The organism is Bradyrhizobium amphicarpaeae (assembly GCF_002266435.3).
GTDB lineage: Bacteria > Pseudomonadota > Alphaproteobacteria > Rhizobiales > Xanthobacteraceae > Bradyrhizobium > Bradyrhizobium amphicarpaeae.
In genome coordinates this window covers 372,312-397,785 of the sequence record NZ_CP029426.2, presented here as the reverse complement: position 1 = coordinate 397,785, position 25,474 = coordinate 372,312, and the positions used below count along the sequence as shown (strand labels likewise).

The window sequence follows — 25,474 nt, the reverse complement described above, 5'->3', positions numbered from 1 at the left end:
CGCAGAGCAACAGGGATCAGAGATCCAGCACCAGGCGCGCCGGATCTTCCAGGCTCTCCTTGACGCGAACCAGGAAGGTGACGGCTTCCTTGCCGTCGATGACGCGGTGATCGTAGGACAGCGCCAGATACATCATCGGGCGGACCTCGACCTTGCCGCCGACGACCATCGGCCGCTCCTGGATCTTGTGCATGCCGAGGATGCCGGACTGCGGCGCGTTCAGGATCGGCGTGGACATCAGCGAGCCGTAGATGCCGCCATTGGTGATGGTGAAGGTGCCGCCCTGCATCTCGTCGATCTTGAGCTGGCCGTCACGGGCGCGGCGGCCGAAATCGGCGATGCCCTTCTCGATGTCGGCGATCGACTTGTTGTCGCAGTCGCGCACCACGGGCACGACGAGGCCCTTGTCGGTGCCGACGGCGACGCCGATGTGGTAGTAGTTCTTGTAGATCAGGTCGGTGCCGTCGATCTCGGCGTTGACGGCCGGGATGTCCTTCAACGCCTGCACGACGGCCTTGGTGAAGAAGCCCATGAAGCCGAGCTTGGAGCCGTGCTTCTTCTCGAACGCATCCTTGTAGTGCGCGCGCAGCGCCATCACGTTGGTCATGTCGACCTCGTTGAAGGTCGTGAGCATGGCCGCGGTGTTCTGCACGTCCTTGAGACGGCGCGCGATGGTCTGGCGCAGCCGGGTCATCTTGACGCGCTCTTCGCGGGCGGCATCGTCGGCCGGCGAGGCGCTGCGCACCTGCACGGCGGCGGCGGGCTGGTTGACCGGGGTCGGCGCCGAGGCCGCACGCTCGATCGCAGCCAGCATGTCGCCCTTGGTGACGCGGCCGTCCTTGCCGGAGCCCGGAACGGTGGAGGCATCGACGCCGGTCTCGGCCGAGAGTTTTCGCACGGAAGGAGCGAGCGGGGCGTCGGCCGGCGGCGCCTTCGGCGCGCTGGGCGCCGGCGCGGAAGCAGCAGCGGCGGCAGGAGCGGCAGCGGCGGGCTTGGCGGGCGCAGCAGCGGGCTTGGCCGCGCCGGCGCCATCGGTGATCTGGCCGAGCAGCGCGCCGACCGCGACGGTCGCGCCGTCGGCGGCGACGATCTCGCTCAGCGTGCCCGCGGAGGGCGCCGGGACCTCGATGGTGACCTTGTCGGTCTCGAGCTCCACCAGGGGCTCGTCGACGGCGACGGGGTCGCCGGCCTTCTTGAACCAGCGGCCGATGGTGGCCTCGGTGACGGATTCGCCGAGCGTCGGCACACGAATTTCAGTCATGGTCTTTTCCTTAAGGGATCGCCGGTGCGGTCATGAATTCACAGATGTCATCGCCCGCGAATGCGGGCGATCCAGTACGCCGTGACGTCGGTGATCAGAACGAATGCCGCGGAGTACTGGATGCCCCGCTTTCGCGGGGCATGACCCAGTTTGAAATTGCCTAGCTCAGTGCTTCGTCCAGGAACGCCTTCAACTGAGCCTGATGCTTGGACATCAGACCCGTGGCGGTCGCGGCGGAAGCGGCGCGGCCGACATAACGCGGACGCCGGCTCGCGCCGTTCACCTGGTTCAGCACCCATTCCAGATAGGGCTCGATGAAGTGCCAAGCACCCATGTTGCGGGGCTCTTCCTGGCACCACACCACTTCGGCCTTCTTGAAGCGCGACAGCTCGGCCACCAGCGCCTTCAGCGGCACCGGATAGAGCTGCTCGACGCGCATCAGGTAGATGTCGTCGATGCCGCGCTTCTCGCGCTCCTCGTAGAGGTCGTAATAGACCTTGCCGGAGCACAGCACGATGCGGCGGACCTTCTCGTCCGGAACGAGCTTGATCGCCTCGCTCGGCAGCATCTGGGCGTCGTCATAGAGGATGCGGTGGAACGTCGTTCCCTTCGCAAGCTCCTCGATGCGCGACACCGCCCGCTTGTGGCGCAGCAGCGACTTCGGCGTCATCAGGATCAGCGGCTTGCGGATCTCGCGATGGAGCTGCCGGCGCAGCACGTGGAAGTAGTTCGCCGGCGTGGTCGGGTAGACCACCTGCATGTTGTCTTCGGCGCACATCTGCAGGTAACGCTCCAGACGCGCCGAGGAATGCTCCGGCCCCTGGCCCTCATAGCCGTGCGGCAGCAGGCAGACGAGGCCGGACATGCGCAGCCATTTGCGTTCACCCGAGGAGATGAACTGGTCGAACACGACCTGCGCACCGTTGGCGAAATCGCCGAACTGGGCTTCCCAGAGGGTCAGCGTGTTCGGCTCGGCGAGCGAGTAGCCGTATTCGAAGCCGAGCACGGCTTCTTCCGACAGCAGCGAGTTGATGACCTCGTAATGGCCCTGCTCGTTGCCGAGATGGTTGAACGGCGTGTAGCGGCTCTCGTCCTCCTGGTCGATCAGGACCGAGTGACGCTGCGAGAAGGTGCCGCGCTCGGAGTCCTGGCCGGACAGGCGGACATGGTGGTTCTCGTTGAGCAGCGTGCAGAACGCCAGCGCCTCGCCGGTCGCCCAGTCGATGCCCGCATTGCCGTCGATCGCCTTGGCGCGGTTTTCCAGGAAGCGCTGGATGGTGCGGTGGACGCGGAAACCATCCGGCACCTTGGTGATCTTGCGGCCGATATCCTTCAGCGTGGCGATGTCGACGCCGGTGACGCCGCGTCGCGCATCCTCTTCCTGATCGGCGATCTTGAAGCCCGCCCACTTGCCGTCGAGCCAGTCGGCCTTGTTCGGCTTGTAGCCGGAGCCGGCTTCGAGTTCGGCATCGAGCCGCGCGCGCCAGTCCGCCTTGGCCTTGTCGACCTCGCCCTCGGTCAGCACGCCTTCGCTGATCAGGCGGCGGGCGTAGAGTTCGAGCGTGGACGGATGGGCCGCGATCTTCTTGTACATCACCGGCTGGGTGAAAGCCGGCTCGTCGCCCTCGTTATGGCCATGCCTGCGATAGCAGAACATGTCGATGACGACGGGCTTGTGGAATTTCTGCCGGAACTCGGTCGCGACCTTGGCCGCGAACACGACGGCTTCCGGATCGTCGCCGTTGACGTGGAAGATCGGCGCATCGATCATCTTCGCCACATCAGACGGATAGGGCGAGGAGCGCGAGTAACGCGGATAGGTGGTGAAGCCGATCTGGTTGTTGACGATGAAGTGCACGGAGCCGCCGGTGCGGTAGCCCTTCAGGTCGGACAGGCCGAAGCATTCGGCGACCACGCCCTGGCCGGCGAACGCGGCGTCGCCGTGCATCAGGAGCGGCATCACGGAGATGCGCATATCAGGGGGATCGCCGTGCTGGTCCTGCTTCGCACGCACCTTGCCGAGCACCACGGGATCGACGATCTCGAGATGCGAGGGGTTGGCGGTCAGCGACAGATGGATGCGGTTGCCGTCGAACTCGCGGTCCGAGGAAGCGCCGAGGTGATATTTGACGTCGCCGGAGCCTTCGACCGCGTCGGGATTGGCCGAGCCGCCCTTGAACTCGTGGAACAGGGCGCGGTGCGCCTTGCCCATCACTTGCGTGAGCACGTTGAGGCGGCCGCGATGCGGCATGCCCAGCACGATCTCCTTCACGCCGAGATTGCCGCCGCGCTTGATAATCTGCTCGAGCGCGGGGATCAGCGATTCAGCGCCGTCGAGACCGAAGCGCTTGGTGCCGGTGAACTTGGTGTCGCAGAATTTCTCGAAGCCTTCGGCTTCGACCAGCTTCATCAGGATGGCGCGGCGACCTTCGCGGGTGAACGAGATCTCCTTGTCCGGGCCTTCGATGCGCTCCTGGATCCAGGCCTTCTGCGCGGCGTTGCTGATGTGCATGAACTCGACGCCGAGCGTCTGGCAGTAGGTGCGCTCGCAGATCGCGGTGATCTCGCGCAGGCTGCCGTATTCGAGACCGAGCACGTGATCGAGGAAGATCTTGCGGTCGAAATCGGCTTCGCTGAAGCCGTAGGTGCGCGGATCGAGCTCTTCGCGGTTGCGGGGCGCTTCGATGCCGAGCGGGTCGAGCTTGGCGTGGAAATGGCCGCGCATGCGATAGGCGCGGATCAACATCAGGGCGCGGACGGAATCGCGCGTCGCCTGAAGCAGGTCGGCGGAAGAGAGGCCGGCGCCCTTATCGCCTCCCTTGTCGCCTGCCTTGACCTGCGCCTTGGCGGCAATCTTGGCACCCATCGCCTTCTCGACTTCGGCCCAGTTGCCGTCGAGGGCGGAGGTGAGATCGTCCTGCGGGGTCAGCGGCCAGTTGGCGCGCTCCCAGGACGGGCCCGCGGCGTTCTTCCGGACGTCGGCCGGCTGGTCGTTCAGGCTCTTGAAGAACTCCTGCCACTCGGCATCGACCGAGGACGGGTCCTTCTCGTAGCGGGCGTAGATTTCGTCGATGTAGGTGGCGTTGGTACCCTGCAGAAAGGATGACAGGGCAAAGGCTGCGTTCGCGTCCTGGCGAGACATACTGGAGTTCCTGGCAATTTCGGTTCGCGCATAACAAACGGCGCTGGCACCGAGCTCCCCGGCAGAGGCTCGGCGCGACAGGCACCCTTTACCCTATTTGCTGCGAAACTTCGCCCGGAAAAGTACGAAGAAGTGAATTAGCCTTTCAACTTTTCGGCAAGCGTGTGGCCGAGGCGGGCGGGAGACGGAGACACTGTAATCCCTGCCGATTTCATCGCGTCGGTCTTGGAACCGGCGTCGCCCTTGCCGCCCGAAATGATCGCGCCGGCATGGCCCATGCGGCGGCCGGGAGGTGCGGTTACGCCGGCGATGAAACCGACCATCGGCTTCTTGCGGCCGCGCTTCGCCTCGTCCTTGAGGAACTGGGCGGCGTCCTCCTCGGCGGAACCGCCGATCTCGCCGATCATGATGATCGACTCGGTCTTGGGGTCGCCGAGCAGCATCTCGAGCACGTCGATGAACTCGGTTCCCTTGACCGGGTCACCGCCGATCCCGACCGCGGTGGTCTGGCCGAGGCCTTCCTGGGAGGTCTGGAACACGGCCTCATAGGTCAGCGTGCCCGAGCGGGAGACGATGCCGACCGAGCCGGTCTTGAAGATGTTGGCGGGCATGATGCCGATCTTGCACTCGCCGGCGGTCATGACGCCCGGGCAGTTCGGCCCGATCAGGCGCGACTTGGAACCGGCCAGCGAGCGCTTCACGCGCACCATGTCGATGACAGGAATACCTTCGGTAATGCAGACGATCAGCGGGATCTCGGCGTCGATGGCTTCGCAGATCGCGTCGGCCGCGCCCGGCGGCGGCACGTAGATCACCGACGCATCGGCGCCGGTCTTCTCACGCGCCTCGCGCACGGTGTCGAACACCGGCAGGCCCAGATGGGTCGCGCCGCCTTTGCCCGGCGAGGTGCCGCCGACCATCTTGGTGCCATAGGCGATCGCGGCCTCCGAATGGAAGGTGCCGTTCTTGCCGGTGAAGCCCTGGCAGATGACCTTGGTGTTCTTGTCGATCAGGATGGACATGAGTTTTCCGCTTTCAGAACGAGTTATTGAGTTGGACAGCGCGTCGTGTGTTTAGCCATCACGTCCCATTGGCCGTCGTTGGGGTATGCAAAGTTCGTAAAGATGAGAGCTTCAGGTTGGCCTGAACCGCGCGAAAAGATGACCTGCTTTCCGCAGTTTCCTCGTGCCTTCTCTTGAGTGAAGAACCACGCCTCCTGGTTCTTGAACCTTCCCGATGTGTCCTTCGTGAGCGTCGAGCCGAATTGGCGGGCAATCGCGGCAGTCAATTCTTCGCTGTCTACGTGGGCGGCCGGCTTAATGAGGCAAATGTCATACTTGAGACCGGGCTGCTCAGGCCGCACAATCGAGATGGTCAAAGATGCGCCGGCACCGAGATCCCATGCACTTTCGAAGGACATCTTCGGACCATTCTCATTGTGCATAATTGGCATCGGCGCGGGGCCCGACCGGAGCGACTTCCAGTTTCCTGCGATGGCAGTTTTTTCACCGGCAGCCATCATCGCTTCGGAGGACGTCGGCGCGACACAGATACTATCGAGAGTCGTGACCATTTTGTCCGACGGCACTTCGGCGAAAGCGGTCGACGCCAGAACCTGCGCCGATACGAAGGCGACCGCAAAGCGCATATCGACGGACAAGCTTTCGTTTAACGCGCCCACGGGTCAGTGCACCCGACGGTAGACGCCGGTGAGCACGTCGGCCCAGCCTTCCGCGTCCGGCGAGAACTGGATCTTCAACGAATAGGAATTGTCGTCGATGACGTCGTAGACGTGGCGCGCATTGCCGCGGAGCGAGCCGCGCACCAGCGTCAGGGTGTTGCCGACCCACCCGCCGGAAGCGGGCGAAGGCGGCGTGTAGCCGAGCGAATCGTACCAGAACAGCTTGTAGGTCCGGTCGTCGCGATCCCAGGTGAAGATGCCGTGGGTGGCGAAGACCTGCTTGCCGTCGCGCATCTGGACACTGTCCTGGATCAGATAGAAGCCGTTGAGATCCATGCGCGCGACGGTGCGCGATGTCGCCGGCCCGCCCGCCGTCCAGCGCGACGGGAAGACCACCTCTTCGCCATCCCATTCGCCGGCGAACGCGGAAAGACGCGCGTGCTCGGGAAGCGAGGATGATGCGGCGAGATGGTCCTGGGCCATGGCCTTAGCCTCCCTTGACGGCCTTCACGATCTTCTGCGCGGCGTCGTCGAGATTGTCGGCCGGCACCACGTTCAGGCCGGATTCGCGGATGATCTTCTTGCCGAGTTCGACATTGGTGCCTTCGAGACGAACCACCAGCGGCACGCTGAGACCGACCTCGCGCACCGCAGCGGTGACGCCCTCGGCGATCACGTCGCACTTCATGATGCCGCCGAAGATGTTGACCAGGATGCCCTTCACGTTCGGGTCGGCGGTGATGATCTTGAACGCGGCGGCGACCTTCTCCTTGCTGGCGCTGCCGCCAACGTCGAGGAAGTTGGCCGGCGCCATGCCGTAGAGCTTGATGATGTCCATCGTCGCCATGGCAAGACCGGCGCCGTTGACCATGCAGCCGATGTTGCCATCGAGGGTGACGTAGTTGAGGTCGTATTTGGACGCCTCGATTTCCTTGGCGTCTTCCTCGGTCTCGTCGCGCAGCGCGAGCACCTCGGGATGACGGAACAGCGCGTTGTCGTCGAACGACACCTTGGCGTCGAGCACCCGGAGCTGGCCCTGCTTGGTCACGACCAGCGGGTTGATCTCCAGCATCGCCATGTCCTTGGCGACGAACGCCGCGTAGAGCTGCGCGGTGAGCTTTTCGGCCTGCTTGGCCAGATCGCCCGTGAGCTTCAGCGCGTTGGCGACGGTGCGGCCGTGATGGGCCATGATGCCGGTCGCGGGATCGACCGAGAAGGTGACGATCTTCTCCGGCGTGTTGTGCGCGACGTCCTCGATGTTGACGCCGCCTTCGGTCGACACCATGAACGAGACGCGCGAGGTCTCGCGGTCGACCAGGATCGAGAGATAGAATTCCTTGTCGATGTCGGAGCCGTCCTCGATGTAGAGGCGGTTGACCTGCTTGCCGGCGGGCCCGGTCTGGATCGTCACCAGCGTGGCGCCGAGCATCTGCTTGGCGAATTCGGTGACCTCGGCGGCCGACTTGGCGATGCGGACGCCGCCCTTGTCGCCGGCGGAAGCTTCCTTGAACTTGCCCTTGCCGCGGCCGCCGGCATGGATTTGGCTCTTCACCACATAGACCGGACCGGGGAGCGCCTTGGCGGCGGCGTCCGCATCTGCGGCCTTGAGCACCGGCACGCCTTTGGAGATCGGGACGCCGAACTCACCCAGCAGCGCTTTGGCCTGATATTCATGGATATTCATATGGTCGCTCCCTGAACCCGCGGGCGGTGACCTCTTGGGCCCACCTCAGTCTTGTGGCTGGCATACCATATACCACAGGAACTGCAAACCCGGATTCTCTGCCTCAAATCTCTGGACTGCCGGATCCGGAAACCCCGCCAAGTTCGTCAACCAGGCCCCGGAAGTGAAACCGCCGAAGACCGGGTTTCGGTCTTCGGCGGGGAATGCTTGAATTACTTGCCGAGAAGGTCGGGTGCGATCTTCTTGCAGGCGTCGACCAGGCCCTGTACCGCGCCGACCGACTTGTCGAAGGCCTCGCGGTCCTTGCCGGCGAGCTCGATCTCGACGACGCGCTCGACGCCCTTGGCGCCGATCACGACGGGCACGCCGACATACATGTCCTTCACGCCGTATTCGCCGTTCAGGTACGCGGCCGAGGGCAGCACGCGCTTCTTGTCACGCAGATAGCTCTCGGCCATCGCGATCGCGGAGGCGGCCGGCGCGTAGAAGGCCGAGCCGGTCTTGAGCAGATTGACGATCTCGGCGCCGCCGTTGCGGGTGCGGTCGACGATCTCGTCGAGGCGCGCCTGCGAGGTCCAGCCCATCTTGACGAGGTCTGGCAGCGGGATGCCGGCGACGGTGGAGTACTTCACCAGCGGCACCATGGTGTCGCCATGGCCGCCGAGCACGAAGGCGGTGACGTCCTCGACCGAGACGTTGAATTCGTCGGCCAGGAAGTAGCGGAAGCGCGAGGAATCCAGCACGCCGGCCATGCCGACGACCTTCTTGTGCGGCAGGCCCGAGGCCTTCTGCAGCGCCCAGACCATCGCGTCGAGCGGGTTGGTGATGCAGATGACGAAGGCGTCGGGGGCGTACTTCTTGATGCCGGCGCCGACCTGCTCCATGACCTTGAGGTTGATGGAGAGAAGGTCGTCCCGGCTCATGCCGGGCTTGCGCGGCACGCCGGCGGTGACGATGCAGACCTTGGCATTGTCGAGCGCTTCGTAGGAGTTGGCGCCGGTGTAGTGGGCGTCGAAACCGTCGACCGGCGAGGACTGCGCGATGTCGAGCGCCTTGCCCTGCGGCACGCCTTCGGCGATGTCGAACATCACCACGTCGCCCAGCTCTTTCAGGCCGATGAGATGAGCCAGCGTTCCGCCGATCTGACCGGAGCCAATCAAAGCAATCTTGTCGCGCGCCATGTGAGCCTGTCCTTTAGACACGTAAGGAGGGAAAACTGAGACGGGTGGTTATCCCTTTCGCCTCCCCCGTTCAAGTCGCCGGATGCCCAATTGTCGGGCTTGGCGCGATAGCAGCCATACAAGCCCGTCATTCCGGGGCGCGCGAAGCACGAGCCCGGAATCACGGCGGGGATAGGACTTAAGTCTCTACCAGGCCCTTGGTGGAGCCGCTGGCGGTGGAATCCTTGCGGCCGTGAGCCAGCGCCAGATAGGATTCCGAGCTCATCTCGATCAGGCGCGAGGCGGTCCGCTTGAACTCCATGGCCTCGGTGCCCTCATGGGCGAGGTAGAGCGAGATCGGGTTGGCGTCGGCCGAGGCCATCAGCTTCACCGCATTGTCATAGAGCGCGTCGATCAGCGTGATGAATCGCTTGGCGGCATTGCGCTGGGACAGGTCCATCACTGGAATATGGTCGACCAGGATGGTGTGATAGTCGTGCGCCAGCCTGAGGTAGTCAGATGCTCCCAGCGGCTTCTCGCAGAGATCGGCAAACGAGAACCGCGCAACGCCATGGGCCGAGCACGGCACGTGCAGGATGCGGCCCTTGATCGAAATGTCGCGCGAGCGGCATTTGGCGCTACCCGACATCCGCGACCAGGCGCGGTCGAGCGCGGCGTCCGCATCGGCGTCCGCCGGCGTCAGCCACATCGGCACGCCCTGCAGCTTCTCCAGGCGGAAGTCGGTACGCGCATCGAGCCGCGCGACGTCCATGTGATCGGTGATCTGCTTGATGAAGGGCAGGAACAGCGACCGGTTCAGGCCGCCCTTGTAGAGATCGTCGGGCGCGACGTTGGAGGTCGCGACCACGACGGTGCCGAGCTCGAACAACTTTGCGAACAGGCGGCCCAGGATCATCGCGTCCGCGATGTCGGTGACGTGGAATTCGTCGAAGCAGAGCAGCCAGCTCTCCTCGAAAATCGCATTCGCAGTCAGCGCGATGACGTCGCCGTCGGCGATCTCGCCGCGTGCGATGCTCTGGCGGTAATCGTAGATGCGCTCGTGCACATCCGCCATGAATTCGTGGAAATGCGCCCGCCGCTTGTGCTCGACCGAGGCATGCTGGAAGAACAGATCCATCAGCATGGTCTTGCCGCGGCCGACCTCGCCGTGGATGTAGAGCCCGTGCGGTGCCTCGTCCTTGTCGCTGCTGAACAGGCGGGCGAGCAGGCCCTGCTTGCGCGCGGGCTTGTAAGCCGCGAGCCGCTGGTCGAGCGCGGCATAAGCCGCCGCGACCTCGGCTTGCGCGGCATCCGGCTCGATCGCGCCGGAGGCGATCTGGGCCTGATAGGCTTCGCTGAAGGGGGAACTGGGGGTCGAGAGCATGGCCCTTTACCGCCAGAGACCGGGGGAAATTGCAAGCCGTCAATTGGTGCAGGGCGCTATGCGTTGCGTGTCCCGGACGCGCTGCGGCACGCAGTGACGCTGCGCAGAGCCGGGACCCACTGTTTCGTTCATGGAGCGATGGGCCCCGGCTCAGCAGCGCACCACTGCGTGGCGCACTGCGTCCGGGGCACGAGAGCGGCGCTACTCACACAGCTCGTAGGCGTCCTCGACCACATACGGACCGCCGCCGGTCGATGCGCGCGACGAGAACAGCACGAACCGTTCCGCCGTGAACGCCTTGCTCGGAAAGTAGCCGCGCATGGAGAGATAATCGGCGACGTCGCGATCAGTGGCGTCGTGCAGCCGGGCCAGCGTGACATGCGGGATAAACTTGCGGCCTTCGGGATCGAGGCCGATCCGCTGCATCATGCGCTCGAGCTCGGCCTGCAAGTCCATCAGCGGCTTGCTCGGCGCGATGGTGGCGACCACCGCGCGCGGCTTGCGTCCGCCGAAACTCGTCAGCCCCTGCACCTTCACCTCGAAGGGCTTGCGGTCGACGCGAAACAGCATCGATGCGATCTCGTTGGCGGACAGGCCGTCGATATCGCCGATGAAGCGCAGGGTGACGTGATAATTTTCGGGATCGATCCAGCGGGCGCCGGGAAGGCCGCCCCTTAAATTGGAAAGCGTCTGGCTGACTTCAGCCGGGATTTCCAGACCAGTGAACAAACGCGGCATCGTTTCTCACTCCCGATGCTTGGGCATGATCCCTGGGAAGGATCATATCCAAATTTTAGAGCCGGTGACGAATCACCGGTACCCTGATTCCTATCGCGTTTGTGTGACTCTGCGAAGCATCGCGAACCTTACCCCGTGAAAACCCTGGGAATTAAGGTTAGCGTTGCCTGCTTTTCAACGTCGTTGCTCAGTGATCGCGCCGAGGAATGCCTCCGCGGTGGGCATGATGTTGGCGACGATGATGTCGACGCCTTCGGCGGTCGGATGGATGCCGTCGGCCTGGTTGAGCTTGGCGTCGGCCGCAACGCCGTCGAGGAAGAACGGATAGAGCGGCACGTCGAATGTCTTCGCGAGGTCCGGATAAATCGAATTGAAGCGCGCGGCATAATCGGCGCCGTAATTCGGCGGCGCCAGCATGCCGCACAGCATCACCGCGATCTTGCGCGCCTTCAGCCGCTGGACGATGTCGGTCAACGCGGCGCGCGTCAAATCGGGATCGACGCCGCGCAGTGCGTCGTTGGCGCCGAGTTCGACGATGACGCCGTCGGTTCCGTCGGGGACCGACCAGTCGAGCCGGTCGCGGCCGCCCGAGGAGGTGTCGCCGGACACCCCGGCATTGGTGATGTCGACGGCTATACCCTTGGCCTGCAAAGACTTTTGGAGCTTCTGCGGGAATGCCGCCTGAGCCGGGAGACCGAGTCCCGCACTCAAGGAATCGCCGAGAACGACGAGCGTGACCGGTTTTGTCGCGTCCGCCCAAGCCGGGTTCGTTATTGTCATGAAGGCGAGCATCAACACGGCTATGTGCATGAACAATCCGTAACGCCCCTCGACCGCGCTAGCGGAGTTGCCATATGACCGGACCATGGACACTCGCATCGAATCCTCATCGCTTGCCGCCTCGGCGGACACCATCGCCATCTCCAACGTCAATCTCTCATTGGGAACGGGGGCGGCACGCGTTCACATCCTCAAGGATATCAGCTTGCGGGTCGGCTCGGGCGAGACGATCGGCCTGATCGGCCCGTCAGGCTCGGGCAAATCCACGCTGCTGATGGTGATGGCGGGGCTGGAGCGTCCTGATAGCGGAGAGGTGGTGGTGTCAGGCACGCCTTTCAATGCCCTCGACGAGGACGCGCTGGCCCGTTTCCGCGGCCGCCAGGTCGGTATCGTCTTCCAGTCCTTTCATCTGATCCCGACCATGACGGCGCTGGAGAACGTCGCGGTGCCGCTGGAGCTCGCCGGCAATCCCGATGCCGCCAAGCGCGCGGCACAGGAGCTGCAATCGGTCGGGCTCGGCGACCGCCTGCATCATTATCCGACGCAATTGTCCGGCGGCGAGCAGCAGCGCGTCGCGCTCGCCCGCGCGCTGGCGCCCGATCCGGCCATCCTGGTCGCGGACGAGCCGACCGGCAATCTCGACGAGACGACCGGAAAGCAGATCGTCGACCTGCTGTTCAGCAAGCATGCCGAGCGTGGCATGACGCTGGTGCTGGTCACGCACGATTCCTCACTCGCGCATCGCTGCGATCGCGTGATCCGCCTGCGCTCGGGCCGCATCGACACCCAGTCTGTGCCGGCATGAGCATCGCTGCCGAACCGTTCGCGAGGCCAAACGGCATCGCGCTGTCGCTGCGTTACGCGCTGCGCGAATTGCGCGGAGGCTTGCGCGGCTTCTACGTCTTCATCGCCTGCATCGCGCTCGGCGTGATGGCCATCGCCGGCGTCGGCTCGGTGTCGGCGAGCCTCTCCGACGGTCTTGCCCGCGAGGGCCGCACCCTGCTCGGCGGCGACGTCTCCTTCGTGCTGTTCCAGCGCGAAGCCAAGCCCGAAGAGGTCGCCTTCCTGCGCTCGCGCGGCACGGTCTCGACCGCGGCGACCCTGCGCGGCATGGCGCGCGCGGCCGACGGCCAGCTCGCGCTGGTCGAGATGAAAGCGGTCGACGACACCTATCCGATGCTGGGACAATTGACGCTGGCGCCGCCGCTGCCGATGTCCGAACTGCTCGCGGAGCGCGACGGCGCATTCGGCGCCGCCGCCGATCCGACGCTGCTGGCGCGGTTGTCGTTGAAGACCGGCGACCGCGTCACCATCGGCTCCGCGACCTTCCAGATCCGCTCGACCGTCGAAGCCGAGCCCGACAAGCTCGCCGGCGGCATCGGCTTCGGCCCGCGCTTCCTGATCAGCGAGGCGGGCCTGCGCGCCACCGGCCTGATCCAGCCCGGCAGCCTGGTGCGCTGGGTCTACCGGGTGAAGCTGCCTGAGGCCGGCAACAGCGAGCGTGCCACCGAGACCTTCATCTCGGACGCGCGGAGCGCCGCGCCGCAGGCCGGCTGGGAGATCCGCAGCCGTTCCAACGCCTCGCCGCAGCTCGAACGCAACATCAGCCGCTTCACGCAGTTCCTGACGCTGGTCGGCCTTGCCGCGCTGCTGGTCGGCGGTGTCGGCGTCGCCAATGCCGTGAAGAGCCATATCGACCGCAAGCTCGAGGTGATCGCCGCGTTCAAGGCCGTCGGCGCCACCGGACGCGACGTGTTCGGCATCTATCTGGCGCAGGTTCTCCTGCTCGCCGCGATCGGCTCGGCGATCGGCCTCGTACTCGGCGCCGCCATGCCCTTCGCCATCGTCGGCCTGTTCGGCAAGCTCTTGCCGCTGCCTGTGGTGCCGGCCGTGCATGCCGACGAGCTCGCGCTGTCCTTCCTCTATGGCCTGCTCACCGCGCTCGCCTTCGGCCTGTGGCCGCTCGGGCGCGTCCACGACGTACCGGTGGCCGCGCTGTTCCGCGACACCATCAGCTCGGAATGGCATCGGCCGCGCGCAAGCTATCTCGTGTTCATGGCCGTCGTGGTGGCGCTGCTGATCGCGGTCGTGATCGGATTGTCGTTCGACAAGCGCATTGCCGCGGTGTTCGTGGCCTCCTCGGTCGTCGTGTTCGCCCTGCTGCGCGGCATCGCCGCCCTGCTGATGGCGATCGCGCGACGGCTGCCGCGCTCGCGGCTGCCGATGCTGCGGCTCGCGATTGCCAATATCCACCGGCCGGGCGCGCTGACGCCCTCGGTGGTGCTGTCGCTGGGGCTCGGGCTGGCCGTGCTCGTCACCATCACCCAGATCGACGGCAATCTGCGACGGCAGTTCCTGGCGGCCCTGCCGGACCGCGCGCCGTCGTTCTTCTTCATCGACATCCCGAGCACGCAGGCCGCACCGTTCGACGACTATCTCCGCAAGATCGCGCCGGGCGCGACCGTCGAGGACGTGCCGATGCTGCGCGGGCGCATCGTCGGAGCGCGCGGCGTGCGCGCCGAGGACCTCAAGCCGACCACCGATTCGGAATGGGTGCTGCAGAGCGACCGCGGCCTGACCTATACGGCGGAGCTGCCGAAGGGCTCCAAGGTGGTCGAGGGCGAATGGTGGCGCGCCGACTATTCCGGGCCGCCGCTGGTCTCGATGGAGAAGAAGATCGCCGACGGGCTCGGCCTCAAGCTCGGTGACGAAATCGTGGTCAACGTGCTCGGCCGCGACATCCCGGCCAAAATCGGCAATCTGCGCACCATCGACTGGCAGGGGATGGGCATCAACTTCGTGCTGGTGTTCTCGCCGAACGCGTTCAAGGGCGCCCCGCACACTCATATCGCGACGCTGACGGAAACGGGCGGAACTGCCGCAGGCGACGGCAAGATCATCAAGCAGGTCGCCGACGCCTATCCGACGGTGACGAGCGTGCGCGTGCGCGAGGTGATGGAGACGGTCGGCTCCGTGGTGACCAATCTGGCGCTGGCGATTCGCGGCGCCAGCGCCGTGACCCTGATCTCGGCGATCCTGGTGCTCGGCGGCGCGCTGGCCGCCGGCCATCGCCACCGGGTCTACGATGCGGTGATCCTGAAGACGCTGGGCGCGACGCGGCTGCGGCTGCTCGGCGCCTATGCGCTCGAATACCTCCTGATCGGGCTCGCGACCGCGATGTTCGGCGTGATCTCCGGCAGCGTCGCGGCCTGGATGATCGTGACGCGGCTGATGACGCTGAGTTTCGTCTGGCAGGCCGGCAGCGCGGCCGGCGTGGTCGCAGCCGCGCTGGTCGTCACCGTCGGGCTCGGGCTTGCCGGCACGCTGCTGGCATTGAACAAAAAGCCCGCCACGGTGTTGCGGAATTTGTGACAAAATGTAGCGGATGGCGGCAGGAGCGCGAAATCGCACGATTCCCGCGATTAACCACGATCGCTCGTCAGGTTCGCGTCAGGATTGCCGCCAAGGGCGACATTCAGCCGCGCGTGGAAGGTTGCAGCTGATGTGTTAGTTTCCCACATATCCAATGGGTTCGGAGTCCCGATTGTTAGCCAGAATTTAGTCGGCAGGCATCGGTATCCGAGATAGAATTTGACGAACCGGGCGGCATGGCGACCCTCATGCCGGACCGGACCAACCAACGGGAATTCGACCATGTCGGACCTAGACCGTAACTACGCTTCTCCTTTCGGCAGGGCCGCCGGGCGTGTTGACGCCGCGACGGTCGATGCCGGCCTGCGCGCCTACATGCTGCGCATCTACAACTACATGAGCATCGGCCTCGCCATCACCGGCCTTGCCGCGCTCGGCGTCTACATGGCCGCCGTGACCGACGTGCCGACCGCGGACGCCGTCCGTGTCGGCAAGCTGTTCCTGACGCCGTTCGGCTACGCGATGTTCGTCAGCCCGCTGAAATGGCTGTTCATGCTGGCGCCGCTCGCCATGGTGTTCGTGATCTCGGCGGGCATCAACCGTCTGGCTCCCTCGACCGCCCAGATCCTGTTCTGGGTATTCGCGGCGCTGATGGGTATCTCGCTGTCGTCGATCTTCCTGGTGTTCACGCACACCTCGATCGTGCGGGTGTTCTTCATCACCGCGGCCACCTTCGGTGCGCTGAGCCTCTACGGCTACACCACCAAGCGTGACCTCACCGGAATGGGCTCGTTCCTGTTCATGGGCCTGATCGGCATCATCATCGCGAGCCTGGTGAACCTGTTCCTGGCGAGCTCGATGCTGCAGTTCATCGTGTCGGTGGTCGGCGTGCTGGTGTTCGCGGGCCTCACCGCCTGGGATACCCAGCGGCTGAAGAACGACTACATCTACGGCTATGCTTCCGCCGGCGGTGACATCGCAGAGCGTGCGGCCATCACCGGCGCACTGTCGCTGTACCTGAACTTCATCAACCTGTTCACGCTGCTGCTGCAGCTCCTCGGCCAGCGCGACTAAGCGATAGACCAGGACGAACGGACACGAACCCCGGCCGAAAGGCCGGGGTTTTTGTTTGGGGGATGGCAGCCACATCCCGTGCCCGTAGCCCGGATGGAGCGCAGCGCAATCCGGGAAGGTCGAGCCCGCAGATGAACCTGCCCCGGATTTCGCTGCGCTCCATCCGGGCTACGAAGATGGCCTTCCCATTTGTGGCGCGACGACTTGTCCGCGAAGGCGGGAGCATCCAGCGTCCCTCCACGGATGCATTTCTGGATTGCTTCGCTGCGCTCGCAATGACAGGTGCGGGGGCGGCGACGCCTCTTCCGGCCACCGCGGGAACGCTCTAATCTCTCCCCTATGACCGCACCAGACATCAGGGCCGCGACCGAGGCCGACCTTCCCGCCATCACCCCCATCTACCAGCAGGCCGTCCGCGAGGGCACCGCGACGTTCGAGCTGGAACCGCCTGATCTCGCCGAGATGACGCGGCGCTACCGCGCGCTGGTGGACGGCGGCTATCCCTATTTCGTCGCCATGCTCGACGGCCGCGTGGCCGGCTATGCCTATGCCGGCGCCTACCGCCCGCGCCCGGCCTACCGCTTCACGGTCGAGAACTCGATCTATCTCGATCCCTCTTTCCACCGCCGCGGTGTCGGCTCGAAGCTGCTGGACCGGCTGGTCGCCGAATGCGAGGCGCGGGGCTTCCGCCAGATGATCGCGGTGATCGGAGATTCGGCCAATGCCGGCTCGATCGGCGTCCACACCAAGGGCGGCTTCAAGATGATCGGCACGCATCCCAATGTCGGGCTGAAGTTCGGCCGCTGGCTCGATACGGTGATGATGCAGCGGGATCTCGGCGAGGGCGGGAAGAGCGTTCCGACGAAGTAGTTGGTAGGGTGGGCAAAGCGCAGCGTGCCCACGCGCTCGTCGCGATCGAGAGAAGACGTGGGCACGGCGCAAGAACGCCTTTGCCCACCCTACGACACTACGGCACCATTCGGATGGCTACACCACCGCCAGCTTGCGATCGATCACCAGCAGCACGCGCTCCAGCTCGTGGCCGCGGCGCAGGATCAGGCCGGTCGCCGAGATCACGCTGTACATGCCCTGCTTGCGCGCCAGCCGCGGGTCCTTCTCGATGCGGTAGATCGGCACTTCCGAGGCACGGCGATAGACCGAGAACACGGCGCGATCCCTGAGGAAGTCGATGGCGTAGTCGCGCCACTCGCCGTCGGCGACCATGCGGCCGTAGAGATTGAGAATACGGTGCAGCTCGAGCCGGTTGAACGTCACCCGGCTCAGCTGCGCGGCCGCAGCAGCGGGGCGCGCCGCCGCGCGCTGCTCGCTCGGATCGGCATCCTCCGACAGACTCATGGAGCGCTTCCTCATCGCACGGCATGACCCCGTCCGCGAAGACCGTCCCCGGAACCCGGATCATGACAAGTGCATGATTGCGCCAACCGGTCAGCGCCGCAAGAGGCTCCTGATTCAACTGGTCGAATCGGGTGCCAATCAGTGCACACGCAATGGTGGAACTCTGTCGCGGCAAACCGTCACGGGATCGTTAGCAGGAATCATAGTCTCGCCGCTTTTCCGCCTAGCGCCTGCCGCCCTGCATTGCGAAAAGATTCATGTGCGTTGACCCGGTCCTTTCGGTTCCGGATTCCTCAGCCCCCAGCCCCCCGGGGTCGAACAGGATCGGGTCTGTGCGCACAACAAGGAGGGCCAACGCAAGTTGGTCCTTTTTGTTTATGTCAGGATGTTTCTGGGCCCGCTGTCATTCCGGGGCGCGCCACTCGGCGCGAGCTATCGTGCGCAATTGCGCACCTGAGAAACCATCGAGACCATATCCGCTGACAAATGGATTCCGGCCTCGCGCTCCGCGAGCCCCGGAATGACAAAGCGCTAGCAGCTTTGCGTATCTCGACTCAGTGCAGCGACGTGTACGCCGCGCCCAGCATCGTGCCGGGCTTGTCGCGGCTGCCGTCCTGGACATAGACCACCGCGCCGTCGACGCCGTCGCGTGTGAGGTTCTCGATCGGCACCGTCCAGCTTTCCGAACGCCCGGTCCAGTCACCGACCTTGAGCAGGTTGCGCACCACGTTGTGATAGGTGACCTGCTGCCCGCGATTCTCGCCGCGGGTGATCGCGATCGGGACCGACTTGGCGATCGAGCAGATCCAGACCTCGCCATGTGAGACGGCCGGCTCGTTGCTCGCGGCCACCGACACGTTGATCTGCTTGCCCGCGAGCGACATCGTCACCGGCACGCTCATCACGCCCGTACCCTTGTCGGTCTTGCCGATCGCGCTCTCGATGCCGGCACGATCGCTGCCGATGACATGGGTGGAGCCGTTGACCACGACCTGCGGCGTGTAGACCTCGCGGTCGCCGCGCATGCGCGAATAGGCACGTTGCCGTGCAGAGAAACGCGAATCCGCCAGCGTGTCCTTCCAGCCAAGATAATCCCAATAGTCGATCGGCATGCTCAGCGCGATGATCGAGGGGTCTTTGGAGAGATCGCCGATGATCTGGTCGGCGGGCGGGCATGACGAGCAGCCCTGCGAGGTAAACAATTCGACGACGGCGCGGGGGTCAGCCTCGGCAGGACGGATGACGGCGACGATCGCACAGATGCCGAGAGCTCCCGACCAGAGCGCGCCGGACCAACGTGAACCCAGATGAGAAGCCGTCATTGTTGTCATGTCGAACGCCGCACACCATTGCTCGTGGGAAGGGTGATCTTATCGCCGGATGGTCACCGTAGTCTTACGGGGCGCGACATGCTCAACCATCCAGGCGATTCTCGCCGGACGGGCCCATCTGAAACATGCCGCAAACGCACGAAGGCGGCCTTGTGATAGGCCGCCTTCGTTTAACCTTCTACTCACGTCGCGGTGAGCCACCGTTCACAAATTCGCGCTTAAGCAGCGAGCTTGCGCAGCACGTAGTGCAGGATACCGCCGTTGCGGTAGTAGTCGAGCTCGTCCAGCGTATCGATGCGGCAGAGCAGCGAAACGCGCTGCAGCGAGCCGTCGCCGGAAACGATCTCCGCGGTCAGCTTCTGGCGCGGCTTGAGGTCGCCTTGGAGGCCACGCAGCGTGACCTTCTCGTCGCCCTTGAGGCCGAGCGACGACCAGGAGGTGCCGTCCTCGAAGGTGAGCGGCAGCACGCCCATGCCGACCAAATTGGAGCGATGGATGCGCTCGAAGCTCTGGCAGATCACGGCGCGGACGCCGAGCAGACGGGTGCCCTTGGCCGCCCAGTCGCGCGAGGAGCCGTTGCCGTATTCGGCGCCGGCGAACACCACCAGCGGCACCTGCTCCTGCTGGTACTTCATCGCGGCATCGTAGATCGACATCTGCTCGCCGTCGGGCCAATGCTTGGTCAGACCGCCCTCGGGAATGTTGCCGTCGGCGCCCTTCAGCATGAAGTTCTTGATGCGGATGTTGGCGAAGGTGCCGCGCATCATCACTTCATGGTTGCCGCGGCGCGTGCCGTACTGGTTGAAGTCGGCGGGACGCACCTGGTGCTCGCTGAGATATTTTCCGGCGGGCGAGGTGAGCTTGATCGAACCGGCCGGCGAGATGTGGTCGGTGGTGATCTTGTCGCCGAACATGGCGAGGATGCGCGCCTCGACGATGTCGGTGACCGGCTCCGGCTCCTTCTTCATGCCTTCGAAATAGGGCGGGTTCTGCACGTAGGTCGACGACATGTTCCAGCGATAGGTCTCGCTCTCGACCGTCTTGATCTTGCGCCAGTTGGCGTCGCCCTTGAACACGTCGGCATACTTCTTCTTGAAGATCGCCGAAGTGACGAACTTCTTCATGAAGGCGTTGATCTCCTTCGTCGTCGGCCAGATGTCCTTGAGGTACACCGGCTTGCCGTCCTTGCCCTCGCCGATCGGCTCGACGGCGAGGTTCTTGGTAACGCTGCCGGCGAGCGCGTGCGCGACCACCAGCGGCGGCGAGGCCAGATAGTTCGCCTGCACGTCCGGCGAGACGCGGCCTTCGAAGTTGCGGTTGCCGGAGAGCACGGCGGCGGCGACGATGCCGTTGTCGTTGATCGACTTCGAGATCTCCTCAGGCAGCGGACCGGAATTGCCGATGCAGGTGGTGCAGCCGAAGCCGACCAGGTTGAAGCCGACCTTGTCGAGATCCTTCTGCAGACCGGAATCGGCGAGATAACCCGCAACGACCTGGCTGCCCGGGGCGAGCGAGGTCTTCACCCACGGTTTTGCTTTCAGGCCCTTCGCGGCGGCGTTACGGGCCAAGAGGCCGGCGCCGATCAGCACGCTCGGGTTCGAGGTGTTGGTGCAGGAGGTGATGGCGGCGATGACGACGTCGCCATGGCCGATCTCGAAGTCCTTGCCTTCGACGGCGAAGCGCTTGGTCGGCTCTTCGGCCTTCTTGTACTCGGTGCCCAGCGCAAGCGAGAAGCCTTCCGCGACCGACGGCAGCGCGATGCGGCCTTCGGGACGCTTCGGACCGGCCATCGACGGCACGACGTCGGCGAGATCGAGCGTCAGGGTTTCCGTGAACACCGGATCGGCCGACTTGGCGGTGCGGAACAGCCCTTGTGCCTTGGCATAGGCCTGCACCAGCGCAACGCGCGGCGCGGCGCGGCCGGAAGTCTTGAGGTAGTCGATCGTGGCGGCGTCGACCGGGAAGAAGCCGCAGGTCGCGCCGTATTCGGGCGCCATGTTGGCGATCGTCGCCTTGTCGGCGACGGAGAGATTGTCGAGGCCGGGGCCGAAGAACTCGACGAACTTGCCGACCACGCCGAGCTTGCGCAGCATCTGCGTCACGGTCAGCACGAGGTCGGTCGCGGTGACGCCTTCCTTCATCGCGCCCTTCAGCTTGAAGCCGACGACGGTCGGCAGCAGCATCGACAGCGGCTGGCCGAGCATGCAGGCTTCCGCCTCGATGCCGCCGACGCCCCAGCCGAGCACGGCGAGACCGTTGACCATGGTGGTGTGGGAGTCGGTGCCGACCAGCGAATCGGGATAGGCGACCTCGAAGGTGCCGGTCTTCTTGCCGACCGTCATCTTCTCCTTCTTGGTCCAGACCGTCTGGGAGAGATATTCGAGATTGACCTGGTGGCAGATGCCGGTGCCGGGCGGCACGACGGAGAAGTTCGAGAACGCCTTCTGGCCCCATTTCAGGAACTCGTAGCGCTCCTGGTTCTGCTTGTATTCCTCGGCGACGTTCTTGCCGAAGGCCTTGTTGTCGCCGAAGAAGTTCACGATCACGGAATGGTCGATGACGAGGTCGACCGGGACCAGCGGGTTGATCTTCTCGGCATCGCCGCCAAGCTTCTGCATCGCGTTGCGCATCGCGGCGAGGTCGACCACCGCCGGCACGCCGGTGAAGTCCTGCATCAGCACGCGCGCCGGGCGGAAGGCGATCTCGTGCTCCAGCGACTTCTTGCGCAGCCATTTCGAGACCGCAACGATGTCTTCCTTCTTGACCGTGCGGCCGTCTTCATTGCGCAGGAGATTTTCGAGCAGGACCTTCATCGAATAGGGAAGTTTCGAAATTCCCTTCAGACCATTCTTCTCGGCCGTGGGCAGGCTGTAATAGACATAGGTCTTGGCGCCGACCTTGAGGGTCTTTTTGCATTTGAAGCTGTCGAGCGAGGTCATGTAGGAATCCCAATTGTTAGCTATACCCGGCAGGGTATCTTAACACCGTCAGCGTATCAGGCTGGGCCGCTTGCAGGGGCAGGTTGAGTTGCTGCATCAAGTAGTTCCGGGCTTATAGAAGCTTTCTAACCGCGCCGCCACAGCCACAATCGAACCCAGCAAGTCGCGAGCCAAAAATTCTGATGCGCTACCCCAAGTTTTCCTGGGCCTGACTGTGAGCGGGTTGATACCAGGCCAGATGAGACTCGCCGGACGCGGGGTCGCCTGCGTGCGCGGCGGCCGCGAGGTATTTGCCGGGCTCGATTTCGCAGCCGTCGCCGGCGAAGCGGTGGCGGTCGTCGGCCGCAATGGGTCGGGCAAGACCTCGCTGCTGCGGCTGATCGCGGGCCTGCTGGTGCCGGCGGGCGGGACGATCGCGCTGGAGGGCGGCGATGCCGAGCTGACGCTGCCGGAGCAGTGCCACTATCTCGGCCATCGCGATGCCCTGAAGCCGGCGCTCAGCGTGGCGGAAAACCTGTCATTCTGGGCCGATTTCCTTGGCGGCGAGCGTTTCGACTTCGCCGGGAGCCTCGCCACGGTGGGGCTCGACCATGCCACCCACCTGCCCGCCGGCTTCCTGTCGGCCGGCCAGCGCCGCCGGCTGTCGCTGGCGCGGCTGCTGACCGTCCGCCGCCCGGTCTGGCTGCTGGATGAGCCGACCAACGCGCTGGACGTGGCCGGCCAGGACATGTTCGGCGGCCTGATGCGCGAACACCTCGCGCGCGGCGGCCTGATCGTTGCGGCGACCCATGCGCCGCTGGGGATCGAGGCGCGGGAGCTGCGGATCGGGGGCGTGGCGTGATGCGGATGGACCCTCAGCTTTCCGAGCGGCTGGCCCTCGGCCTCTCCGTTCCCTCCCCCCTTGCGGGGGAGGGTCAGGGAGGGGGGTGCCACTCGGCAAGACCTCTCGTTTCTAGCGTTGGCGAAACAGGGGCTCTGTTGCTAGCGACTGGCGCTTATCGAACATCACTCCCGGAGCTACCCCTCTCCCCCGCCCTCCCCCACAAGGGGGGAGGGAGCGCACCGTCCTCGCGGCCCCAGCCCGGCTCCCATGGCCGGACCGCCGAAAGGGCCTTCCGATGACCGCCCTCTCCGCCCTCATCCGCCGGGACATCAGGATCGCCCTCCGCGTCGGCGGCGGGGCGCTGATCGGCGTGCTGTTCTTCCTGACCGTCGTGGTCCTGATGCCGTTCGCGGTCGGGCCGGATCTGGCGCTGCTGTCGCGGCTGGGGCCGGCCATCCTCTGGCTCGGCGCGCTGCTGGCGAGCCTGCTGACCCTCGACCGGCTGTTCATGGCCGATCACGAGGATGGCTCGCTCGACCTGATCACGATGAGCCGGACGCCGCTGGAACTCGCCTGCGCCGCCAAGGCGCTGGCGCATTGGCTGGCGGCCGGCCTGCCGCTGATTGTCGCAACCCCCGTGCTCGGCCTCCTGCTCAACCTCGACATGGTCGCGACCGGAGCGGTGGCGCTGACGCTGCTGGCCGGCACCCCGGCGCTGACTTTCACCGGCATGATCGGCGCGGCACTGGCGGTGACGCTGCACCGCGGCGGTCTGCTGATGGCGGTGCTGGTGCTGCCGCTGTCGATTCCCGTGCTGATCTTCGGGGTTGCGGCCTCGCAGGCCGTGATCGTTGGCCCCATGACATTCGGGGCGCCGTTCTCGATCCTGTGCGCGCTGTCGCTGGTCAGCCTCGTGATCGGCCCCTTCGCAGCCGCAGCGAGCCTGCGGCACGGACTTGACTGAAATGGGCTCGACTGAGAGCGCGATTGACCTTGACCCCGATCAACTTTCGCGACGGTCTTTCGTGCTGATTGCCTGAGCGGCCACCGACGATTATCAGGGTACCATGACGCTGATCGACCTCGCCAACCCCACGCGGTTCCTCGCGCTCACAGCGCGGGTCCTGCCGTGGCTTGCGGCCGCCACCGTGCTCCTGCTCGCGATCGGTCTCTACCAGGCCGCGCTGGCGCCCGACGACTACCAGCAGGGCGCGACGGTGAAGATCATGTTCATCCACGTGCCTAATGCGTGGCTGTCGATGTTCGTCTGGGGCGTGATGAGCATCGCCTCGCTGGGCACGCTGGTGTGGCGGCATCCGCTTGCCGACGTCGCCGCCAAGGCCGCAGCGCCGATCGGCGCGGCCTTCACCTTCCTCGCACTGCTGACGGGCTCGCTGTGGGGCCGGCCGATGTGGGGCACCTATTGGGAGTGGGATGCGCGGCTGACCTCGGTGCTGATCCTGTTCCTGATGTATCTCGGCCTGATGGCGCTGTGGCGCGCGGTCGACGATCCCTCGCGCGCGGCGCGCGCCGCCGCCGTGCTGACGCTTGTCGGCGCACTCAATTTGCCGATCATCAAGTTCTCGGTCGATTGGTGGAACACGCTGCACCAGCCGGCCTCGGTGATGCGCATGGGCGGCTCCGCCCTCGACAAGTCGTTCCTGATTCCGCTGCTGGTGATGGCGATCGCATTCACGCTGCTGTTCGTCACGCTGCATCTGGCGGCGATGCGCAACGAAATCCTGCGTCGCCGCGTCCGCTCCCTGCAGATGATGCAGGCGAGCCGTGTCGCGTTCTCGAGCGAAATGGGCGCCGGCGCGCGCGGACACAACGCGTCGAACGAAGTCGGGGCCGCCTGATCATGTCGCTCGGTCCCTATGCATCTTTCATCGTGACGTCCTATGCCGCGGCGGCCGTCGTGGTCGCGATCCTGATCGGCTGGATCGTGCTCGACTATCGCAACCAGACGCAGCGCCTGCGCGAGCTCGAGGAGCGCGGCATCACCCGCCGCTCCGGCCGCAGCGCGATGGACGCGTCATGAGCGAACAATCGACTTCCGTACCGCCGCAGCGCCGCACCTTCCTGATGGTGCTGCCGCTGATCGCCTTCATCGGCCTGGCGCTGCTGTTCTGGTTCCGGCTCGGCAGCGGCGATCCCTCGCGGATTCCCTCCGCGCTGATCGGTCGTCCGGCGCCGCAGACGGCACTGCCGCCGCTCGAGGGATTGCAGATCGACAACGCGCAGGTGCCGGGTCTCGATCCCGCCACGTTCAAGGGCAAGGTCAGCCTCGTCAATGTCTGGGCGTCCTGGTGCGTGCCCTGCCACGACGAGGCGCCGCTTTTGACCGAGCTCGCCAAGGACAAGCGCTTCGAGCTGGTCGGCATCAATTACAAGGACGCCTCCGACAATGCGCGCCGCTTCCTCGGGCGCTACGGCAACCCGTTCGGCCGCGTCGGCGTCGACGCCAACGGCCGCGCCTCGATCGAATGGGGGGTCTACGGCGTGCCCGAAACCTTCGTCGTGGGCCGCGAGGGCACCATCGTCTACAAGCTGGTCGGCCCGATCACGCCGGACAATCTGCGCACGGTGCTGTTGCCGCAGATGGAGAAAGCGCTGAAGGCGGGGAGCTAAGCTCCTGGCTCGTGCCCCGGACGCTGCGCAGCACGAAGTGATGCGCAGCAGAGCCGGGGCCCATGTCACAACGGCAGTATTTTCGGAGAGAGTCTGGGTCCCGGCTCGCGCTTCGCGC

The 25,474-nt window shown here is 65.1% G+C and carries 22 protein-coding genes; 9 read left to right on the top strand and 13 right to left on the bottom strand.

Features of this window, described 5'->3' with window-relative positions:
• Nucleotides 1-16: 16 nt before the first annotated feature.
• From odhB to CIT40_RS01890, 10 genes are all read right to left on the bottom strand, one after another.
• The gene (gene odhB / locus CIT40_RS01935; protein WP_094890724.1) at nt 17-1,261 is read right to left on the bottom strand and encodes a 2-oxoglutarate dehydrogenase complex dihydrolipoyllysine-residue succinyltransferase; all 1,245 of its coding nucleotides are present in this window, start codon (nt 1,259-1,261) and stop codon (nt 17-19) included.
• A gap of 160 nt (nt 1,262-1,421) precedes the next feature.
• Nucleotides 1,422-4,403 (bottom strand): 2-oxoglutarate dehydrogenase E1 component, encoded by a 2,982-nt coding sequence (locus tag CIT40_RS01930; RefSeq protein WP_094890722.1) that lies wholly within the window; start codon nt 4,401-4,403, stop codon nt 1,422-1,424.
• A 137-nt stretch (nt 4,404-4,540) separates the two neighbouring features.
• Nucleotides 4,541-5,425 carry a succinate--CoA ligase subunit alpha gene (gene sucD, locus CIT40_RS01925; protein ID WP_094890720.1) on the bottom strand — a complete coding sequence of 295 codons (885 nt, stop codon included), beginning with the start codon at nt 5,423-5,425 and terminating at the stop codon, nt 4,541-4,543.
• A gap of 23 nt (nt 5,426-5,448) precedes the next feature.
• Nucleotides 5,449-6,084, bottom strand: coding sequence for a hypothetical protein (locus CIT40_RS01920; protein WP_148667161.1), 636 nt, complete (start codon nt 6,082-6,084; stop codon nt 5,449-5,451).
• A 3-nt stretch (nt 6,085-6,087) separates the two neighbouring features.
• On the bottom strand, nt 6,088-6,567 hold the full coding sequence (locus tag CIT40_RS01915; protein ID WP_094890717.1) for a DUF1579 family protein: 480 nt from the start codon (nt 6,565-6,567) through the stop codon (nt 6,088-6,090).
• A gap of 4 nt (nt 6,568-6,571) precedes the next feature.
• Nucleotides 6,572-7,768 (bottom strand): ADP-forming succinate--CoA ligase subunit beta, encoded by a 1,197-nt coding sequence (gene sucC / locus CIT40_RS01910; protein WP_094890715.1) that lies wholly within the window; start codon nt 7,766-7,768, stop codon nt 6,572-6,574.
• A gap of 212 nt (nt 7,769-7,980) precedes the next feature.
• Complete coding sequence (gene mdh, locus CIT40_RS01905; RefSeq protein WP_094890714.1) at nt 7,981-8,949, bottom strand: malate dehydrogenase; 969 nt, start codon at nt 8,947-8,949, stop codon at nt 7,981-7,983.
• 178 nt (nt 8,950-9,127) lie between these two features.
• Entirely contained in the window at nt 9,128-10,312 is a 1,185-nt protein-coding gene (gene zapE, locus CIT40_RS01900) for a cell division protein ZapE (RefSeq protein WP_094890712.1), read from the bottom strand.
• A 201-nt stretch (nt 10,313-10,513) separates the two neighbouring features.
• A complete protein-coding gene (gene thpR, locus CIT40_RS01895) occupies nt 10,514-11,050 on the bottom strand; it encodes an RNA 2',3'-cyclic phosphodiesterase (protein WP_094890711.1) in 537 nt (178 codons plus the stop codon).
• Between the two features lie 174 nt (nt 11,051-11,224).
• Nucleotides 11,225-11,860, bottom strand: coding sequence for an arylesterase (locus CIT40_RS01890; protein ID WP_162307311.1), 636 nt, complete (start codon nt 11,858-11,860; stop codon nt 11,225-11,227).
• A 55-nt stretch (nt 11,861-11,915) separates the two neighbouring features.
• Between CIT40_RS01890 and CIT40_RS01885 the strand changes: the two genes are divergently transcribed.
• The 4 genes from CIT40_RS01885 (at nt 11,916) to CIT40_RS01870 (ending at nt 17,146) form a co-directional block, all read left to right on the top strand.
• Nucleotides 11,916-12,635 (top strand): ABC transporter ATP-binding protein, encoded by a 720-nt coding sequence (locus CIT40_RS01885; RefSeq protein WP_094890767.1) that lies wholly within the window; start codon nt 11,916-11,918, stop codon nt 12,633-12,635.
• Entirely contained in the window at nt 12,632-15,202 is a 2,571-nt protein-coding gene (locus tag CIT40_RS01880; RefSeq protein ID WP_094890707.1) for an ABC transporter permease, read from the top strand. Before CIT40_RS01885 ends, CIT40_RS01880 begins: the two co-directional genes overlap by 4 nt.
• 282 nt (nt 15,203-15,484) lie before the next feature.
• Complete coding sequence (locus tag CIT40_RS01875) at nt 15,485-16,276, top strand: Bax inhibitor-1/YccA family protein (RefSeq protein ID WP_028139228.1); 792 nt, start codon at nt 15,485-15,487, stop codon at nt 16,274-16,276.
• Nucleotides 16,277-16,615: 339 nt separating this feature from the next.
• Nucleotides 16,616-17,146 carry a GNAT family N-acetyltransferase gene (locus CIT40_RS01870; RefSeq protein ID WP_094890705.1) on the top strand — a complete coding sequence of 177 codons (531 nt, stop codon included), beginning with the start codon at nt 16,616-16,618 and terminating at the stop codon, nt 17,144-17,146.
• A gap of 117 nt (nt 17,147-17,263) precedes the next feature.
• Here the strand turns inward: CIT40_RS01870 and CIT40_RS01865 are convergent, their stop codons facing one another.
• The 3 genes from CIT40_RS01865 to acnA form a co-directional block, all read right to left on the bottom strand.
• Nucleotides 17,264-17,632 carry a DUF2794 domain-containing protein gene (locus CIT40_RS01865; RefSeq protein WP_094890704.1) on the bottom strand — a complete coding sequence of 123 codons (369 nt, stop codon included), beginning with the start codon at nt 17,630-17,632 and terminating at the stop codon, nt 17,264-17,266.
• Nucleotides 17,633-18,186: 554 nt separating this feature from the next.
• Complete coding sequence (locus tag CIT40_RS01860) at nt 18,187-18,963, bottom strand: DUF1223 domain-containing protein (RefSeq protein ID WP_094890702.1); 777 nt, start codon at nt 18,961-18,963, stop codon at nt 18,187-18,189.
• A gap of 218 nt (nt 18,964-19,181) precedes the next feature.
• Nucleotides 19,182-21,902, bottom strand: coding sequence for an aconitate hydratase AcnA (gene acnA, locus CIT40_RS01855; protein WP_094890700.1), 2,721 nt, complete (start codon nt 21,900-21,902; stop codon nt 19,182-19,184).
• Nucleotides 21,903-22,140: 238 nt separating this feature from the next.
• Here acnA and ccmA point away from each other — a divergent pair, with 238 nt between their 5' ends.
• The 5 genes from ccmA (at nt 22,141) to CIT40_RS01830 (ending at nt 25,356) form a co-directional block, all read left to right on the top strand.
• Nucleotides 22,141-22,743, top strand: a complete 603-nt coding sequence (gene ccmA, locus CIT40_RS01850) for a heme ABC exporter ATP-binding protein CcmA (RefSeq protein WP_094890698.1) — start codon at nt 22,141-22,143, stop codon at nt 22,741-22,743.
• A gap of 277 nt (nt 22,744-23,020) precedes the next feature.
• Nucleotides 23,021-23,689, top strand: a complete 669-nt coding sequence (ccmB, locus tag CIT40_RS01845; RefSeq protein ID WP_028150494.1) for a heme exporter protein CcmB — start codon at nt 23,021-23,023, stop codon at nt 23,687-23,689.
• A gap of 103 nt (nt 23,690-23,792) precedes the next feature.
• Entirely contained in the window at nt 23,793-24,584 is a 792-nt protein-coding gene (locus tag CIT40_RS01840) for a heme ABC transporter permease (protein ID WP_094890696.1), read from the top strand.
• Nucleotides 24,581-24,766, top strand: a complete 186-nt coding sequence (gene ccmD, locus CIT40_RS01835; RefSeq protein WP_094890766.1) for a heme exporter protein CcmD — start codon at nt 24,581-24,583, stop codon at nt 24,764-24,766. Before CIT40_RS01840 ends, ccmD begins: the two co-directional genes overlap by 4 nt.
• Nucleotides 24,763-25,356: a DsbE family thiol:disulfide interchange protein gene (locus CIT40_RS01830; protein ID WP_094890695.1), complete on the top strand. Its 594-nt coding sequence runs from the start codon at nt 24,763-24,765 to the stop codon at nt 25,354-25,356. The genes ccmD and CIT40_RS01830 overlap by 4 nt, the downstream gene beginning before the upstream one ends.
• Nucleotides 25,357-25,474: the final 118 nt, after the last annotated feature.